Consider the following 17,931-nt stretch of genomic DNA (forward strand, 5'->3'; position numbering starts at 1 on the left):
GCTAAGCCTGCGTTTTGCGTCTAGGTGATTTATAGTGGGCGGACTGCGACCTATTCTACCATTTCTACTTATGGCCATCGTCGCTTTTCGGTGATTGAGGCTTGTTTGCAACGAGGATGATGATGCGCGCTTTTTCCGCTGCCAACCGCTTTGGCGTTCTAGCCTTAAGTCTTGCCCTTCTGGCAGGCTGTGCCAGTAACGACACCACACCTGAAGAAGAGGACGAATTCTCGGGTGTGCAAGAACGTGAGCTCTATGAGCTTGCACGCACAGCGCTGGATAGCAACCGCTTTCCGATTGCCATTGAGCGACTGGAAGCACTCGATACTCGCTACCCGTTTGGCCCCCATGCCGAACAAGCTCAGCTTGAACTGATTTACGCTTACTACGAAAACAGCAACTGGGAAGAGGCACGCGCCGCTGCTAGCCGCTTTATTCGCTTGCACCCGGATCATCCACAAGCGGATTACGCCTACTACCTTCGCGGTCTTTCTGCTTGGCAGGCAGGTCGATTTAGCCTCGAGCGTTTGCGCCTGATTGATATTTCCAAGCGCGACTTAGGTGCTTCACGGGATGCTTACAACGACTTCCGCGAATTAATTCAGCGCTTCCCCCAAAGCGAATATGCACCGGATGCCCAGCAACGCATTGTTTATCTGCGTGAGCTACTGGCACGCCATGAGCTACACGTTGCAGACTACTACCTACGTCGCGGCGCCTTTCTGGCCGCCGTAGAACGCGGCCGCTGGGTAATTGAAAACTACCCTGAGTCCAGCGCAACACGCGACGCACTAGCAACCATGGTAGAAGGCTATCAAGGACTTGGTATGGACGATCGCGCCAATGAAGTGCTTGTCGTTCTACGAGAAAATGCGCCAGACCATGAGCAGCTACGAGGCAATCGCTTTATGCCCAAACATGGTAACGCAGATAATTAATGCCGTTTTAGGCAGCCTTGACTCATACAGAGCTGTACAAAACGCTTATCAAAAAACCACGCCTCGGCGTGGTTTTTTGTTTTACCTACAAAAAACTTTTACTTACATGATGTTAACAAAATAAAAAAACCTCTATATCTAAAAAATAAGTTGTACAAATATTATGCAAGGAACTATATTTCTTTCACCTAAATAATAAAGCGCCTGCTTGGAGTTCATTGGATGCCCGCCCCCAAATCTTGGTTTTCAGAAACCAATATCAGCACCCGTCTCACATTTGCTTTTTCTACCGTGCTTGCATTACTTGTTCTTTTAACAGCTATCGGTATTTATCAAGTTAACCAAATTGACCGTGGATTGACGTCAATCAATGACGTGAACGGCGCTAAACAGCGCTTCGCAGTTGATATGCGCGGCAGTGTTCACGACCGTGCCATTGCGCTACGCGACATCGTTATGACGACGGATGCCAGCCGCCTGACGACACTAAATGAAGAGATGAGAAGGCTAGCTGCCAACTACGATACAGCGATTGAAAGCATGCAGCGGGTCATGGGCGAAACCGATACAACGCCCCAAGAGCAAAGCATTCTTTCTACTATCAACAGCCAGTCAGAAACCACCCAAGCGCTTACCCAGCAAGTGCTCGATGCCAACACTGCTAACGCCCTTAGTCGCGCTCAAACCTTGACGCTAGAGCAAGCTGGCCCGGCCTATGCCGAGTGGCTTAACCGCATCAATCAGTTTATCAACCTGCAGGAACAGATTAATAACGCTTCCACCGCCGCTGCTCGTAGCACCGCATCAGGGTTTCAACTACAAATGCTGGGGCTGACACTGTTTGCCGTGTTGATTGGCGGGGCGATTGCGATATTTTTATCACGTCAGCTGCTTCGCGAATTAGGCGCAGAACCCCATCAAGTGAAAGTGTTTGCGGAAGCTATCGGGCGCGGCGAACTGACAACTCAACCGTACCTCAAAAAAGGCGATACCAGCAGTATCATGGCATCACAAGTAGCGATGTCTAAACAACTGCAAGCTATCGTGGCGCAAGTTCGCTCGTCAGCAGAGGCGGTGGCATCCAATAGTGAACAAATTGCTGAAGGGAATAACGACCTCTCTTCACGCACTGAAGAACAGGCCAGCGCACTAGCAGAAACAGCGTCAGCAATGGAGCAACTCAACAGCACGGTCAAACTCAACGCAGACAATTCACAGCAAGCCAGCCAGGAAGCCGCCAGTGCTTCAAAAACCGCGACCCAAGGCGGCGAAGCCGTGCATCAAGTAGTCGCTACCATGAACGACCTCAACAAAAGCTCGCAAGAAATCGCTGGCATTATTTCAACCATTGATGCCATTGCTTTTCAAACCAACATTCTTGCCTTGAATGCCTCTGTAGAAGCTGCTCGGGCTGGGGAGCATGGTCGTGGGTTTGCCGTGGTTGCAGAGGAAGTTCGTAAACTCGCGCAACGCAGCGCTGATGCCGCAAGAGAAATAAACGATTTGATTTCTAATAACTTGGAGCGAGTCAACCATGGCAACGCACGCGCTGAAGAGGCCAGCAAATCAACCGAAGATATTGTGGCAGCGATTGAGCGAGTGACCAAGATTATGCAGGAAATTAGTCATGCTAGCGCTGAACAGAGTACGGGGGTACAAGAAGTTGGCCAAGCGATCACCGAGATGGATCAAGTGACCCAGCAAAACGCTGCGCTTGTGGAAGAGAGCGCAAATGCTGCGAATCATTTACGCCAAAACGCACACCAATTGTTACATGCTATGAGCGTTTTCAAGTTACCAGCCAGCCAACAAAATGCCCATGCGCAAACAGTGACAAGCACCCGCCAGACACAAAATCCGGCGACGAATAACGCTCCAAGCTTACCAGCCTTAAAGCGCCAACCCGCCGAATCTGCGTGGGACAGTTTTTAAGCCAATCGAGCAAACGCTGACACTCTAATCGCCAGGCTGCCAGCCATTAACAATCGGGTAACGCCGGTCACGCCCAAATCCTCTGGGCGTGACCCGCACTCCGACCGGCGCCTGTCGGCGCTTATATTCACAGCGATCAACAAGCTTAACTACTTTATAAACATCTTCCTCATCAAACCCAGCAGCAATAATTGCCTCAGCACTCATATCGCCTTCGATATAGCTCACCAGAATGGCGTCTAGTACATCGTAATCAGGCAATGAGTCACTGTCTTGCTGGTCGGGCGCCAGCTCCGCACTGGGCGGACGCTCAATCACTCGCTCTGGAATAGCAGGCGATTGGGTATTGCGCCAGCGGGCCAAACGGTACACCCAGGTTTTGTAGACGTCTTTGATGGCGTTATAGCCCCCCACCATGTCGCCATAAAGCGTGGCGTAACCCACTGCCATTTCGCTTTTATTGCCAGTAGTAAGCACCATCAGGCCTTTCTTATTGGAGATCGCCATCAGCAGAACACCGCGACAACGCGACTGCAGGTTCTCTTCAGTGGTATCCCGCTCTGTGCCCGCGAAACTTTCTGCCAAAGTGCCCATAAACGCCTCGACCATCGGCTCGATGGGCATTACGTCATAATGGACGCCTAGCATGTCAGCCTGCTCAGCAGCGTCCTGTTTAGAGATATCCGCCGTATAGTGATAAGGCATCATCACTGCTTGCACACGCTGAGGGCCTAACGCATCGACGGCAATCGCTAAAGAAAGTGCCGAATCGATGCCTCCGGAAAGCCCTAGCACAACGCCTTTAAAACCACTTTTATTGACGTAGTCACGCAGACCTGTGACCAACGCACAGTAAAGACTCTCTTCAGGCTCAACTTCTGGCTCAATTTCACCCACTTGGGGTTCCCACGTATCAGCGCTCGTTTGCAGCAGTTGAACGGGCATTAAGCCAGCTTGCCAAGAAGGCGCCAGTACTTTGAGTTCGCCTTGAGCGTCCACACAACTAGAGCCACCGTCAAAAACCAGCTCATCCTGACCACCGATAGTGTTCACATACACAATCGGCCGATTTACATCCTGGGCACGCTGCTCTAACAGGCGCAGGCGCTCGCTGGGCTTATCCTGATGATAGGGAGAGGCGTTTAAGCTGATCAGCACTTCTGCGCCTGCTTCACGGGCAGCATTAACCGGCGTACCTTCCCAAAGGTCTTCACAAATCAGCAGACCTAATTTGGCACCTTTATGCTCGTAAACCAGCGGTTTGGTGCCAGGCGTAAAGTAACGCTGCTCATCAAACACCTGATAGTTCGGCAGTGCCTGCTTGGCATACTCCGCTTCCCATTGGCCGTTATACAGTACACCTGCCAGGTTATACCGCTCACCTTCACGCACGCCTGGATAACCAATAATCACCAATACATCACGAGCGATTTTTTCTGCCATCTTCGCCCGCGCTTCACGCAAGCGAGCTTCCATCGATGGGCGAAGCAACAGATCTTCCGGGGGGTAACCAGACAAGAAAAGCTCTGGGAAGACAACAATATCCGCCCCATGCTCGATCCTCGCTTCGCGCACCGCTTCAATGGCGCGTGCAGCATTGCCGGGAATATCTCCCACTAAAGGGTCGAGTTGGGCCATTACCAGCGTTAAGTCTTGCATGGGCGTTAAAATCTCTTGAGAATCTTTAGAACACGTTGCCGCTAACCTAAGCACATTGTCACGCAAGGGCTGCCAACAGGCAAAGGTTAGCCAGCGCACATGTTACTCTAGCCATTATTACATCCCACCATGGGAGACATAGAGGATGAACCTTTTGATCATTCGGCTGATTATTTTTGCCGTGTTGTTCTATGTGGGCCTGAAACTTTATGGTCTCTACCGAGAACGCAGACTTTCCCACCAACAAAGTGAACCCGAACGCCATGAAGGCGGACAAATGGTGCGCTGCCGCTGGTGCGATGTCCATGTTCCAGAAGAGGAAGCCCTACGCGATAGCGAACAGTGGTTTTGCTCAAGTGCTCATCGAGATCGTTTTTTGCAAGAGCAACAAGATAAGCAAAGCCGCGACTAACAACGCTACCGACCAACAATGTCAGCCATCAAGCGATCTGCTGTTGGCTGAAAGGGTGCTGGGTCGATAAGTGGCTCGCGCCCTAATAGCTGATCAACCAATACATGGGTAGACGCGGGTGCAAGCACCAACCCATTGCGATAGTGGCCCGCATTGACGTACACATCAGACCACCCTGGCAATGCCCCAATAAATGGAATGCCATCCGGGGAGCCTGGACGCAACCCCGCCCAATGATAAGCAACCGGGTAATCTGCCAACGTAGGAACGATACTTTCAGCGGTCTGTTTGAGTGACGCCATCGCTTCACTGTCGGTTGTTTTATCAAAGCCCGCTTCTTCTAAGGTTGAGCCTACCAACAGCAACCCATCACTACGCGGGATAATATATCGACCATCTTTCAATACCACGCGCTGCACCAATCCTGGCGGCGCTTGATAAGCAATCATTTGGCCTTTTACGGGGCGTACCGGCAGACGAATCGTTAAGCTTTCTAACAGCTTGGCTGTCCAGGCTCCACCACACACCACCACCTTTTCAGCGCGCAGCTCACCTTGCGCAGTCGCAACGCCCAGCACCTGCTGGTCATGCGTTATAAAACGACTCACCTCGCAGCCTTCATTAAGCTCAACGTTCGGCATTGCCAGCAGCCGAGCGCGCAACGCCTGCCCAAGGCGTGGATTGCGCACACTGCCGAGTGTCGGCATCCACAACGCACTCTCTTGCGCTGCTGCCACCATGGGCTCCTTCTGATGAACAAACTCAGCGCTAACACGCTCCAGCGGCTTGGCTAAGCCTCTCGCCCAGCCAAGCGCCGTTTCCGCATCGTCAACGTTGAGATAAAGCAGCCCTTTTTGCCGATACTCAGGATCAATACCGGTTTCTTCCAGTAAGCGAAGCGACAACGTGGGATACACGCCCTCTGACCAGCGCGAAAGTTGCGAGATTGGCGGCGCATACCGCCATGGATAAAGTGGCGAAACAATACCGCCACCTGCCCAGGAAGACTCCTGCCCGCAAATGCCGCGTTCCACTAAAGTAACTTGCTGGCCAGCATCTGCTAGCTGCAGCGCCGTCATCATACCGATCACGCCACCGCCGATAATTAAGAAATTGCTCACAACGTTTGTCCGCTTTGGCTTACATAAAAATCGATCACCGCGAGGTAGGCTGTAGAAAACACACACGCCTGGAGCCACCATGCAAGCTAACAATAACGGCGCCCCCCACACGCATATCCAAGGCTTTACCCTGATCGAACTTATTATTGCTCTTCTGCTTATTTCAGTATTAGCCACCTGGGGAATGCCAAACTTTCAAGCACTTGGCCGAAACACAGCCGTCACCGCCGATATTAACAGATTGCAGTCTGCCTTTTCGCTGGCTCGTAACACAGCGATTACGCAGCGTAAGACGGCCACGGTTTGCCCAACCAATAAGCAAAGAAACGCCTGCACCCGTGACTGGAGTAACGCGTTACTGGTCTTCAAGGGGGAGGCGACAAATCAAATCACCAGCAGCGATGTCATACGCGTCTTCCCTAAAGAGAAGACAACCACTGTCACTTATAATCGCAATAGGCGGCGTGTGAGCTATAGCACGCTTGGCCACGCAAACGGCTTCAATGGCCGCTTTTATATATGCGCGGCAAGCGCTCCAGGTAAAGTGCTCGTGCTCAGCCGACTGGGTCGCCTGCGCATTGATGAAACGCCCGCCGATTGTTGATCTCGACAGGCGTTAAACCATTACTAACTCAGGCAATGCCATCCAGGTAGCGCTCGGCATCTAGTGCTGCCATGCAACCACTACCGGCAGAAGTAATCGCCTGACGGTAAATATGATCCATCACGTCACCACAGGCAAAGACGCCAGGCACGCTGGTTGCAGTAGCATTGCCTTCAAGACCTGATTTCACCTGGATGTAGCCACCGTTCATTTCCAGTTGGCCTTCAAAAATCCCCGTGTTAGGGCTGTGACCGATAGCAATGAACAACCCTGGCGCGTGAATCTCTTTGGTAGAGCCGTCTTTAGTCGACTTAACGCGCACGCCAGTGACACCGGTGTTATCGCCCAGCACCTCGTCAACTTCATAGAACCACTCAAGGGCAATTTTGCCTGCTTCGACTTTCTCGAACAGCTTGTCCTGCAGGATTTTCTCAGCACGCAGCGTATCGCGACGATGCACCAATGTAACCTTAGAGGCGATATTTGAGAGATACAGCGCCTCCTCAACGGCAGTATTACCGCCACCCACCACAATCACTTCTTGGTTGCGATAAAAGAAGCCATCGCAGGTAGCACAAGCAGACACCCCTTGCCCCATAAATTGCTGCTCGGTTGGCAAGCCCAGATAGCGTGCGCTAGCACCGGTGGCAATAATCAGCGCATCACACGTATAAATTCCGCTGTCCCCTTTTAAGGTATACGGCTTTTCACCTAAGCTGACCTCATTGATATGGTCGAACAACACTTCCGTATTAAAACGCTCAGCGTGCTGCTTCATGCGCTCCATCAACTCTGGCCCCTGAACACCTTGTGCATCGCCGGGCCAGTTATCGACATCGGTTGTGGTGGTCAATTGGCCACCTGCCTGTAGGCCGGTAATGAGCAGCGGCTTTAAGTTAGCACGGGCTGCATACACCGCTGCGGTATATCCTGCAGGGCCGGAACCAAGAATAATTAAACGTTCATGACGCGTTTCCATGACACCACCTTTGTCACAATTGAGCAGATATCGTTTGCAAGAGAGTCTGCCTGAAATGGCGTCAAGTACAAGCAATTACAAGGGTTAGCCTTCGCTATTAGGCGAAGACGCCTTGAAAGCCGGGGGTGAAACACCCATGTGCTATTAACAAGATAAGCCATACTGGGGATAAGCCACATTAAAGAAAAGCAGTGACCGTCGCGCCTAAGCATTGCGATCAGCAAATTGTGATCAGCAATTCGCTTCAGGCTAAGCAATCAAAGGAGAGACCAATGGGCAAGATACCCGATACGCTCACCACCCTAGAAGTAGGCAACCAGCAGTATCATTACTATAGCCTGCCAAAAGCCGCCGAGGCGCTCGGCAACATTGACCGGCTACCCAAAACGCTCAAAATTCTGCTCGAAAACCAGCTGCGCTTTGGCGATGACGAAAGTGTTGATCAAGAGGACGTTCAGGCGCTTGTGGACTGGCAAAAAGAGGGCAAATCAAGCCGTGAAATTGGCTACCGCCCTGCCCGTGTCCTCATGCAAGATTTCACCGGGGTGCCAGGGGTTGTAGATCTTGCCTCTATGCGCGCTGCCGTTGAGAAACTCGGCGAAGATCCCGCCCGCATTAACCCTCTTTCTCCTGTTGATCTGGTTATTGACCACTCGGTGATGGTCGACAAATTCGGTAATGCTGCCGCATTTCAAGAAAACGTCGATATCGAAATGCAGCGCAACCGTGAGCGCTACGAGTTTCTGCGTTGGGGCCAGCAAGCGTTCGACAACTTTAGCGTTGTACCGCCCGGCACCGGCATTTGCCATCAGGTTAACCTAGAGTACTTGGGCCGCGCAGTGTGGACAAAAGAGCAGGATGGCCAGACGTTTGCCTACCCAGACACCTTAGTCGGCACAGACTCCCACACGACTATGATCAACGGCCTGGGCGTACTAGGCTGGGGCGTCGGCGGTATCGAAGCGGAAGCCGCCATGCTTGGTCAGCCAGTCTCGATGCTGATTCCAGAAGTTGTCGGTTTCAAGCTTAACGGCAAACTGCGCGAAGGCATTACCGCCACCGACCTGGTGCTTACCGTTACTGAGATGCTGCGTAAAAAAGGCGTGGTAGGTAAGTTTGTTGAATTCTACGGTGACGGCCTTAAGGATTTGCCGCTGGCCGACCGTGCCACGATTGCCAATATGGCACCAGAATATGGCGCGACCTGCGGCTTTTTCCCTGTAGACGACGAAACGCTCAACTACATGCGTCTTACCGGCCGTGAAGATGACCAAATTGCGTTGGTTGAGGCCTATAGCAAGACACAGGGCTTATGGCGCGAACCTGGCGATGAGCCGATTTTTACCGACTCCCTCAGCCTCGACATGGATGAGGTAGAAGCGAGTCTTGCCGGCCCGAAACGCCCCCAAGACCGTGTGGCACTGAAAGACATGGCCGCCGCCTTTGACAAGTTCATGAAAGAGGACACCAGCGCAGACACAACCGCAAAAGGGAAACTCTCTTCGGAAGGCGGCCAAACTGCGGTGGGGGTTGAGCGGAGCTTTAAACATGACACCAGCCAAGCCGTTAAGCTTAACGATAAGGATTTCAGCCTCGACCCTGGCGCTGTGGTAATTGCCGCTATCACCTCATGTACCAACACTTCCAACCCCAGCGTCATGATGGCGGCTGGGCTGCTGGCACGTAATGCACGCAACAAGGGGCTCACCACGAAGCCTTGGGTTAAGACCTCCCTTGCCCCCGGCTCAAAAGTGGTGACCGATTACTTAGCAGCTGCGAACTTAAGCGATGACCTGAATGCACTGGGCTTTAACTTAGTAGGTTATGGCTGCACGACGTGTATCGGCAACTCTGGCCCGCTGCCCGATGAGATTGAAAAAGCGATCAATAGCGGCGATCTTGCCGTGGCATCGGTGCTTTCAGGCAACCGTAACTTTGAAGGCCGTGTGCACCCGCTAGTCAAAACGAACTGGCTCGCCTCACCGCCCTTGGTGGTCGCCTATGCGTTAGCCGGGAACGTACAGTGCAACTTAACGTCCGACCCGCTTGGCCAGGACAGTGACGGCAATCCGGTTTATCTCAAAGACATCTGGCCTTCTCAAGCAGATATCGCTAGTGCGGTTGAACAGGTCAACACTGAGATGTTCCGCAAAGAGTATGGTGCGGTATTTGAAGGCGACGATACCTGGAAAGCCATCAATGTTCCTGAAAGCAAGGTCTATCAGTGGCCTGAATCTACCTACATTCAGCACCCGCCGTTTTTCGAAGGCATGGAGCGTGAGCCGGACGCCATTGAAGATGTTGAAAACGCCCGCGTGTTAGCCCTGCTAGGCGACTCGGTGACGACCGACCACATTTCCCCAGCTGGATCCATCAAGCCCGATAGCCCTGCGGGTCGTTACCTGCAAGAGCACGGCGTTAAGCCCGTCGACTTCAACTCCTACGGCTCACGTCGAGGTAACCATGAAGTAATGATGCGTGGCACATTTGCCAACGTGCGCATTAAAAACGAAATGCTGGACGGGGTTGTCGGTGGTGAAACCCGACATGTACCCAGCGGCGAGCAAATGGCAATTTACGATGCCGCCATGAAATATAAGGAGGAAGGCACCCCCCTAGTGGTGATTGCTGGTAAAGAGTATGGCACCGGCTCTTCACGGGATTGGGCAGCAAAAGGCACCCGCTTATTGGGCGTGCGCGCGGTCATTGCCGAGTCCTATGAACGTATTCATCGTTCAAACCTAATTGGAATGGGCGTGGTACCGCTGCAGTTCCCTGAAGGTGAAAGCCGTGAAACGCTTGGATTGACAGGTGATGAAGAAATCTCAATTGCTGGCTTGAGTGATTTAAGCCCAGGTGGCACCGTGAAAATTGTCATCAAAAATGACGATGGGGAACGCACCGTTGATGCCAAGTGCCGAATTGATACCGTCAATGAGCTGGCTTACTACCGCCACGGTGGTATCCTTCACTACGTGTTGCGCAAAATGATCGGCGCAGCTTAAAGGCAAAACCTACCAATGCTTGCATCGCCCCCACCATGGTGGGGGCTTTTTTTGCGCTCGCTTTGCTGTTTCGCTTCTCGTTATGAAACTTAGAATGCCCTGCGGCGATAAACACGATATTCAGGCGACCAGCACGCTCTCTCGATACGCTCACGTAATTCGGTGCCGCTTGTTTTAAGCGCCACGCCGTTTTGCTGGGCCTGGGCAGCGACTTCAAAGGCAATCGATTTACTAATGTCACGAATCCGCGACAACGGCGGTAGCAATGCGCCCTTGCCCTCCTTCACCAGCGGTGCTTCACGCGCTAGCGCCCGAGAGGCGCTCATCAACATTTCATCAGTCACGCGATTAGCGTTCGCTGCAATCACACCTAAGCCAATACCGGGGAAGATATAGGCATTGTTACACTGGGCAATTGGATACGTGCGACCGTTATACACAACTGGGGCAAACGGGCTGCCAGTCGCGACTAGCGCTTGGCCGTCGGTCCAGCGAATCACATCTTCGGGTACCGCTTCTGCCTGAGAAGTAGGATTGGACAGCGGCATAATTACCGGATGCTCGCAGCCCGCGTGCATGGTGCGCACGACTTGTTCGGTGAAAATACCACGCTTACCGCACACACCAATCAATATCGTTGGCTTCATCTGGGCAATGGTTTCTTCAAGCCCCTGACCATTCCAGTTCGCAACCAGCTCAGAATCGTGGGCCAAACGGCGCTGGAAATCCCGCTGCCAAGGCTGATCAGTCGTCATCAGCCCATCTCGATCAACAATAAATATCCGCGCCCGTGCTTCGCTTTCAGTCAGCCCTTCTGCTTGCATGGCCACGACCACCTGCTCAGCAATACCACACCCTGCCGAACCACCGCCGACAAACACTACGCGCTGCTGTGCAATCGTTTCATCGCGAGCCTGGCACGCCGCCATTAAGGTGCCCACCACCACTGAAGCCGTGCCTTGCACATCGTCATTAAAGCAGCACAAATCGTCACGGTAGCGCTCTAAAAGCGGTACCGCATTGGCCTGGGCAAAGTCTTCGAACTGAAGTAGTACATTCGGCCAGCGACGTTTTACAGCGGTGATAAACTCTGCCATAAACGCATCGTACTCTTCCTGACTAACCCGCTCATGACGCCAGCCCATGTACATAGGGTCGTCCAGCAATGCCTGATTGTTAGTACCCACATCAATCATAATCGGCAACGTATAGGCGGGGCTAATACCACCACAGGCGGTATAAAGCGCCAGTTTACCGATGGGAATGCCCATCCCACCGATCCCCTGGTCACCCAGTCCTAGAATCCGTTCACCATCGGTGACAACAATCACCTTAACGTTATCTTTGGTGGCACTACGAAGGATATCATCCATATGCTCGCGATCCGGATAGCTGATGAACAGCCCTCGGTGATTGCGATAAATATTAGAGAACTCCTGACATGCCTGCCCAACCGTAGGGGTATAAATAATGGGTAGCATCTCTTCCAGATGCTGAGAGACCAAGCGGAAGTAAAGCGTTTCATTATCGTCTTGGATGGCACGCAAATGAATATGCTTCTCTAAATCACTATGACACTGTTGATACTGGCGATATGCCCTCGACAATTGCTCGTCAATGGTCTCAACTTTTTGCGGCAACAAACCAATCAAGTTAAACGCTAGCCGCTCCTCTTGAGTAAACGCGCTGCCTTTGTTCAATAGCGGCATTTCAAGCAAAGAAGGACCGGCGTAAGGAATGTACAGGGGGCGTTTACTCATCGTAGACATAGGCACTCTCTTTTTATGTCGATTGCTATTGCAATGCAGCAACGCTGGGCGTTGGCGGCGTTTCGCATAATGTAACATGCTAGTACGACAAAGGTGGGAGGGACATAAATAATGGCAACAAAAAAACGCCTTGGAGGCTACCAAGGCGTTCTCAAAAAGTATCGAAAGCGGTCAACCACTAGCAGCTTTTGGCGACGGGTTTGCGACCTTCAACACCATCAAAAAACAACGGCCGCAGCTTTACGCCCACCATGTTGCCAGCGAACGCCGCGACCATCCATAGCCAGCCATGCAAACTGCCAGAGGCAATGCCACTAAAGTAAGCGCCAATATTGCAACCAAATGCTAATCGCGCGCCATACCCCAGCATAATCCCACCAATGACAGCCGCTAATAGCGATTTAAACGGAATGCGGAAGTTGGGAGCAAAGCGCCCAGCTAAACTCGCTGCGGCAAGCGCGCCCAGCATGATGCCAACATTCATTACCGTCGTGATATCACTCCACACACTCGCCTCTAATGCCGCTGCATTACCAGGGGCTTGCCAATAGCCCCACTGACTGACATCACCACCAACGAGTTCAAACCCTTTCGCGCCCCACAACGCGAACGCAGAGGTAATGCCCCAGGGGCGACCGGCAAGGGCTAACGTCGCGAAATTAAGTAGCGCTAGCGCCACTGCGCCAGCAATCAATGGCCATGGGCCCGTTAACCAGCGCTGGCTGCCCGGCTTATCGACCAGCGGCGCCTGCTCCAAGTGGCCATGACGACGCTTTTCCATAATCACAGTAAACGCAGCAATCGTCGCAAACAGCACCAAACTAATCGCGATACCACCGCCAGCACCTGCTACATTCACCAGCGACACAGGCTGAAATGCTGGCAAGCTCTGCCACCACGTGAAATGCGCTGAACCAATCACCGACCCAACAATAAAGAACAGCAGCGTAATTAACATTCGTGCATTACCACCACCTGCAGTAAACAGCGTGCCCGACGCACATCCGCCACCTAACTGCATGCCCACACCAAAGATAAACGCCCCCACCACGACCGAAATACCAATCGGCGCAACAAAACCACTCACACTAGTGCCAAACAATGAACCAGCGCTTAACGCCGGAAAAAACAGCACCACTGCAATCGCCAGCATCACCATTTGGGCGCGCAAGCCACGGCCCCGCCGTTCGGTGATAAATACCCGCCAAGCAGCAGTAAAGCCAAATGCCGCGTGATACAGCACCAGCCCAAGCAAGCCGCCAACAATCATTAATAGACCAATGTTCGCGCCGAACACGACACCGATAATCACCGCGCCCAGCACAATGGCTGCTGTTGAGAGTAATGGCACCCGGTTCTGACTAGGTGCCACTGCAGAAATCGTGGACATAGCTCACCTTCTAACAACGCCAAAAGCGCCTGTTAGAAACAGGCGCTTGGCTGAATTGGACAATAATGATAAGCCTAACGCTGGCTGTAGAACGCTGGAAATTCTTTATTCAGCAGTGCATATGCTTTTAAAGAATATTAAACAAAGCGCCCTAAACCTACCGCAGAACGTAAGCGATCCATGGTAATGGCGGCTTCTTCTCTAGCGCGATCGGCACCTTTTTGCAGCACCGCTTCAATATGCGCGGGGTCTTCCATGAGGGCGATGTAACGCTCGCGGGGAGCACTTAGGTGCGCATTCAAGTAATCAAACACGTGGTTCTTAGCGTCGCCCCAGCCGATACCTGCCACGTACTGCTCGCGTAGTGCAGCGGCTTCCTCATTGCTGGCGAACGCTGAGAATATCTGGAACAGCGTGCAGGTGTCTGGGTCTTTCGGCTCACCGGGTTCCAGTGAGTTGGTTTTGATTTTGCGCACCAGCTTCTGCAGTTTTTTCTCGCTGGAGAAAAGCGGGATCGTATTGTTATAGCTTTTGGACATTTTGCGACCGTCCAAGCCCTTCAATACTTCCCCTTTTTCGTCCACAACGGCTTCAGGCTGAACAAAATACTGGCCTTTAAACATGTGGTTGAAACGTCCGGCGATATCACGCGCCATTTCAATGTGCTGAATTTGGTCGCGCCCTACCGGCACTTTATTGGCATTAAACATTAATATGTCGGCGGCCATTAACACTGGGTAACCGAACAAGCCCATGGTGACGCCTTTATCGGGATCTTGGTCACCGGCTTCTTCATTTTCAGCGACCGCCGCTTTGTATGCGTGAGCGCGGTTCATCAGCCCCTTGGCGCACACACAAGAAAGCATCCACATTAATTCGGGAATTTCAGCAATATCCGACTGACGATAAAAAATGGCGTTATCGGTATCTAGCCCTAGCGCAAGCCACGTGGCGGCAATTTCCAGACGCGACTCTTGCACACGCTTAGGGTCTTGGCATTTGATCAGCGCGTGATAGTCAGCAAGGAAGTAAAACGACTGTACGTTGGGGTCTTGGCTTGCCTCAATGGCAGGCTTAATAGCCCCCACATAGTTACCAAGATGTGGCGTTCCGGTCGTGGTAATCCCGGTCAGCACGCGGGTTTTGGCTGTCTGACTCATAGTGTGGATCCAGCTGGATAAAGGTCAAAAAAGGTAAGTCATTGTACACTTAATGCCAAACCACCGTCGCCTTTGTCTGATGGCTTTCCTCCCCTTCTTCTACTTTGATAAACACAGGTAAGCTCTGCGCTAGCAGCGTTTCACTATCGGTACTGGCATTAGCAATAACCGCACCTAACGCCACTACCCAAGGTTGGCCGTCACGCTCAACAGGAAGAAATAAGCAGCTATTGTGTTCGCAGTCATCGCCAAGCACCGTGGTTAACGGATGCATTACGACATTTTCCCAGCGGAGCGTTTGATTGCTATTGATGGTGAGCACGCTGTCCCCCCACTCCAAATGATTAAAGGAAGCCACTGCATGTGAGGCGGCTATTTCAGCGCGCATTTGCGCTAACGTCGATGCCCGATAATTGCTCGCTAAGCGTTCGTCCACAAACGCAGATTGCACGCAGATAACACCAATAATCAACGCGCTAGCTAACAATGCCATCACCACAACTAGCGCAGCGCCTTGCTCCTGCCGTCGCTGTCTAAGCTGCATATCGCCTCCTTGCTCACACTCCATACATCTCATGGGCTAGCCGAAAAATCAGGCTGCAACACAGCCTCTCGATGGGTAACATGGAAATCAATATTGGCCCCTTGCCGACCTAATGGAAGTGATACCACGCTAACTCCATTGGTGGCGGGTGCTCCAAGCGGTTCGTCCCGCTCACAGCTAGCGCCAGCGTCATAATCAAAGGTGACCAGCGGCTGAGCCTCCTGCATATCCTGAACCGTGCAGCGACAGCCAGGCTCAATCACCACGCACTGCAAGCGAAAAAAAGGCGCTCCGTTTGAATCGGTAGCGCCTTGTCTGCGCAGGGTGTCGGTAATCGATGTCGCCGCGTAAAGAAGCGCTTCCTGATGACGCCCCAATTGATCTACCTGCTTAAACGTATGAAAGGTGCTTAAGAAAAGCTGTCCAGCACCTAGAATCACCACCATACCAATAACCATGGCGACCAGTAGTTCTGTTAACGTAAAACCGCGCTGCACATCCATGGCAGGCCTACCTTTACGGCTGATTGGGAAGTTGGAACACGTAGTTGAAGATATCGTGGGGCTCATTGGGCTCAGTACGCAGACGCACAACTGCATCAAACTGGCAGCCTTGCCGGTCGATACGACTCTCTTGCCCCTGGGTATGACCAAGCGTCGCCGATTGCCCTGCAAACCAATGGCTAAGCCATGCAGACTCAATCGTGGCCAACGGAATCGTGTCACAGTCTTGGTACGAAGAAAGCGCTGCCCACACTCGCTCTTGGGCATCTACCGCTGCGACGTTAGCCAGCGACTGCGTATAACCAGCGCTGGCGCTTTGCAGTGCCTTCACCTGCATCGCGGCGACGCCTATTAGCCCAAACGCTAAAATCACCAGCGCGATAAGCGCCTCAATTAGCGAAAGGCCGTTTTGCCTGCCCATTTACCAGCACGCCTCAGGCAGACGCTCGCCCCGCGCATTAAATTGAATATCGCTTTCACAGCCATCGGTTTGCGAGGTTGTCGCCGTCAGTAAAAAACCACCATCATCTTCACTGCCGTCGGCGACGGTAATAGAGTAGTTGCCATCGGGAGAGGCGGGAGTAAACGAACAGTCAGCATAAGCGTATTGGCGGGAGTAGCAGCGCTCAAGCTCAGAGGCTGCCTGCAACAGGCCAGCATGGGCGTCAGTACGGAGCGAGCGCTCAACATAGCGGGTATAACTGGGGTAAGCAATGCCTGCCACTATTCCAATAATAGCGACGGTAATCAGCATCTCAATAAGCGTAAAACCGTGCTGGCGAGCTTCCTGGCGTCCAGCACGGTTAGCAAAGGGTGAAGGCACTGAGCGTGCTCCTGTATCAGTTGGCCCATACGCGGAGTATGTCGCAAACTGATACGCTTTGCATTAGTCGCTTACAATCACTTGCTCACGCAGCTCTCTCGGCATAGAGAAGGTAATATTTTCCTCGCGGCCCTGAAGCTCAACAGGCACCTCTGCGCCAAATGTTTGAAGCTTGTCGATAACGCCCTTCACCAGTACTTCTGGCGCACTGGCCCCGGCGGTGACCCCAATACGACTAACACCTTCCAGCCACGCTGGCTTAATTTGGTCGGCATTGTCGATTAAATAGGCAGGCGTGCCCATCCGCTCGGAAAGTTCGCGCAGGCGATTAGAGTTGGAGCTATTGGGGCTGCCAACGACCAAGACCAAGTCGCTATCCGCCGCCAGTTCACGCACCGCATCCTGGCGGTTTTGAGTGGCATAACAGATATCATCTTTGCGCGGCCCCTGGATCTCTGGGAACTTTTCCCGCAGCGCATCGATCACTTTGGCCGTGTCATCCATCGAGAGCGTGGTTTGAGTCACAAACGCCAACGCTGACGGATCGTTGACGCCTAACTTCGCCACGTCCTGCTCATCCTCGACTAGGTAAATCTGGCCACCGTGAGAAGTATCGTAACGCCCCATGGTGCCTTCGACTTCCGGATGGCCTTCATGACCAATCAAAATGCACTCTTGGCCGCGCTTAGCATAACGCAACACTTCCAAATGCACTTTGGTAACCAATGGGCAGGTTGCATCGAAGACTTTGAGACCGCGCTGCTCAGCTTCTTGTTGCACGGCACGGGAGACACCGTGAGCCGAGAAAATCACGATTACGTCGTCAGGCACTTCATGCAGCTCTTCAACGAACACCGCGCCACGCTCGCGCAACGTTTCAACCACAAAGCGGTTATGTACTACCTCGTGGCGCACGTAAATGGGTGGGCCAAAGACATCTAGCGCGCGGTTGACGATGTCGATCGCGCGATCCACGCCAGCACAAAAACCGCGCGGGTTCGCCAGCTTGATCTGTATTGGCTGAGAGGACTCTGATGACTGCATAAAAGCGCCTTGATGCAATTGCATCGCCTGTTAAATGAAAACGAGTGC

General features: G+C 52.6%; 16 protein-coding genes. 5 read left to right on the top strand and 11 right to left on the bottom strand.

From position 1 onward, the window contains the following. Nucleotides 1-122: 122 nt before the first annotated feature. Nucleotides 123-938 carry an outer membrane protein assembly factor BamD gene (locus B6A39_RS15650; protein ID WP_083007137.1) on the top strand — a complete coding sequence of 272 codons (816 nt, stop codon included), beginning with the start codon at nt 123-125 and terminating at the stop codon, nt 936-938. Between the two features lie 222 nt (nt 939-1,160). After that, a complete protein-coding gene (locus B6A39_RS15655; protein ID WP_083007138.1) occupies nt 1,161-2,870 on the top strand; it encodes a methyl-accepting chemotaxis protein in 1,710 nt (569 codons plus the stop codon). A 24-nt stretch (nt 2,871-2,894) separates the two neighbouring features. Here the strand turns inward: B6A39_RS15655 and B6A39_RS15660 are convergent, their stop codons facing one another. Further along, a complete protein-coding gene (locus B6A39_RS15660) occupies nt 2,895-4,529 on the bottom strand; it encodes an NAD+ synthase (RefSeq protein WP_083007931.1) in 1,635 nt (544 codons plus the stop codon). Nucleotides 4,530-4,674: 145 nt separating this feature from the next. On the opposite strand from B6A39_RS15660, the gene B6A39_RS15665 reads away from it, so the two are divergent. After that, nucleotides 4,675-4,941, top strand: coding sequence for a PP0621 family protein (locus tag B6A39_RS15665; RefSeq protein WP_009725034.1), 267 nt, complete (start codon nt 4,675-4,677; stop codon nt 4,939-4,941). Between the two features lie 5 nt (nt 4,942-4,946). On the opposite strand, the gene thiO is transcribed toward B6A39_RS15665, so the two are convergent. Next, the gene (gene thiO / locus B6A39_RS15670; protein WP_083007932.1) at nt 4,947-6,062 is read right to left on the bottom strand and encodes a glycine oxidase ThiO; all 1,116 of its coding nucleotides are present in this window, start codon (nt 6,060-6,062) and stop codon (nt 4,947-4,949) included. Between the two features lie 79 nt (nt 6,063-6,141). Here thiO and B6A39_RS15675 point away from each other — a divergent pair, with 79 nt between their 5' ends. Next, a complete protein-coding gene (locus B6A39_RS15675; RefSeq protein WP_083007140.1) occupies nt 6,142-6,666 on the top strand; it encodes a GspH/FimT family protein in 525 nt (174 codons plus the stop codon). A 28-nt stretch (nt 6,667-6,694) separates the two neighbouring features. On the opposite strand, the gene trxB is transcribed toward B6A39_RS15675, so the two are convergent. Next, complete coding sequence (gene trxB / locus B6A39_RS15680) at nt 6,695-7,645, bottom strand: thioredoxin-disulfide reductase (RefSeq protein ID WP_083007141.1); 951 nt, start codon at nt 7,643-7,645, stop codon at nt 6,695-6,697. 272 nt (nt 7,646-7,917) lie between these two features. Between trxB and acnA the strand changes: the two genes are divergently transcribed. After that, nucleotides 7,918-10,650, top strand: a complete 2,733-nt coding sequence (gene acnA / locus B6A39_RS15685; protein ID WP_083007143.1) for an aconitate hydratase AcnA — start codon at nt 7,918-7,920, stop codon at nt 10,648-10,650. An 89-nt stretch (nt 10,651-10,739) separates the two neighbouring features. On the opposite strand, the gene B6A39_RS15690 is transcribed toward acnA, so the two are convergent. From B6A39_RS15690 to ispH, 8 genes are all read right to left on the bottom strand, one after another. Then, nucleotides 10,740-12,419: an NAD-dependent malic enzyme gene (locus tag B6A39_RS15690; protein WP_083007145.1), complete on the bottom strand. Its 1,680-nt coding sequence runs from the start codon at nt 12,417-12,419 to the stop codon at nt 10,740-10,742. Nucleotides 12,420-12,597: 178 nt separating this feature from the next. After that, nucleotides 12,598-13,809: a YeeE/YedE family protein gene (locus B6A39_RS15695; RefSeq protein WP_083007146.1), complete on the bottom strand. Its 1,212-nt coding sequence runs from the start codon at nt 13,807-13,809 to the stop codon at nt 12,598-12,600. 137 nt (nt 13,810-13,946) lie between these two features. Beyond that, nucleotides 13,947-14,969, bottom strand: a complete 1,023-nt coding sequence (locus B6A39_RS15700) for a tryptophan--tRNA ligase (protein WP_009722784.1) — start codon at nt 14,967-14,969, stop codon at nt 13,947-13,949. A gap of 49 nt (nt 14,970-15,018) precedes the next feature. Beyond that, nucleotides 15,019-15,513, bottom strand: a complete 495-nt coding sequence (locus tag B6A39_RS15705; protein WP_232318722.1) for a pilus assembly PilX family protein — start codon at nt 15,511-15,513, stop codon at nt 15,019-15,021. 29 nt (nt 15,514-15,542) lie between these two features. Next, nucleotides 15,543-16,016: a PilW family protein gene (locus tag B6A39_RS15710; RefSeq protein ID WP_083007150.1), complete on the bottom strand. Its 474-nt coding sequence runs from the start codon at nt 16,014-16,016 to the stop codon at nt 15,543-15,545. A 13-nt stretch (nt 16,017-16,029) separates the two neighbouring features. Next, on the bottom strand, nt 16,030-16,437 hold the full coding sequence (locus B6A39_RS15715) for a type IV pilus modification PilV family protein (RefSeq protein WP_083007151.1): 408 nt from the start codon (nt 16,435-16,437) through the stop codon (nt 16,030-16,032). Continuing rightward, nucleotides 16,438-16,839, bottom strand: a complete 402-nt coding sequence (locus tag B6A39_RS15720) for a type IV pilin protein (protein ID WP_009722788.1) — start codon at nt 16,837-16,839, stop codon at nt 16,438-16,440. A 63-nt stretch (nt 16,840-16,902) separates the two neighbouring features. Then, complete coding sequence (gene ispH, locus B6A39_RS15725; protein WP_198036727.1) at nt 16,903-17,883, bottom strand: 4-hydroxy-3-methylbut-2-enyl diphosphate reductase; 981 nt, start codon at nt 17,881-17,883, stop codon at nt 16,903-16,905. Nucleotides 17,884-17,931 lie beyond the last annotated feature (48 nt).

It is taken from the genome of Halomonas sp. GT (genome assembly GCF_002082565.1).
Classification (GTDB): Bacteria; Pseudomonadota; Gammaproteobacteria; order Pseudomonadales; family Halomonadaceae; genus Vreelandella.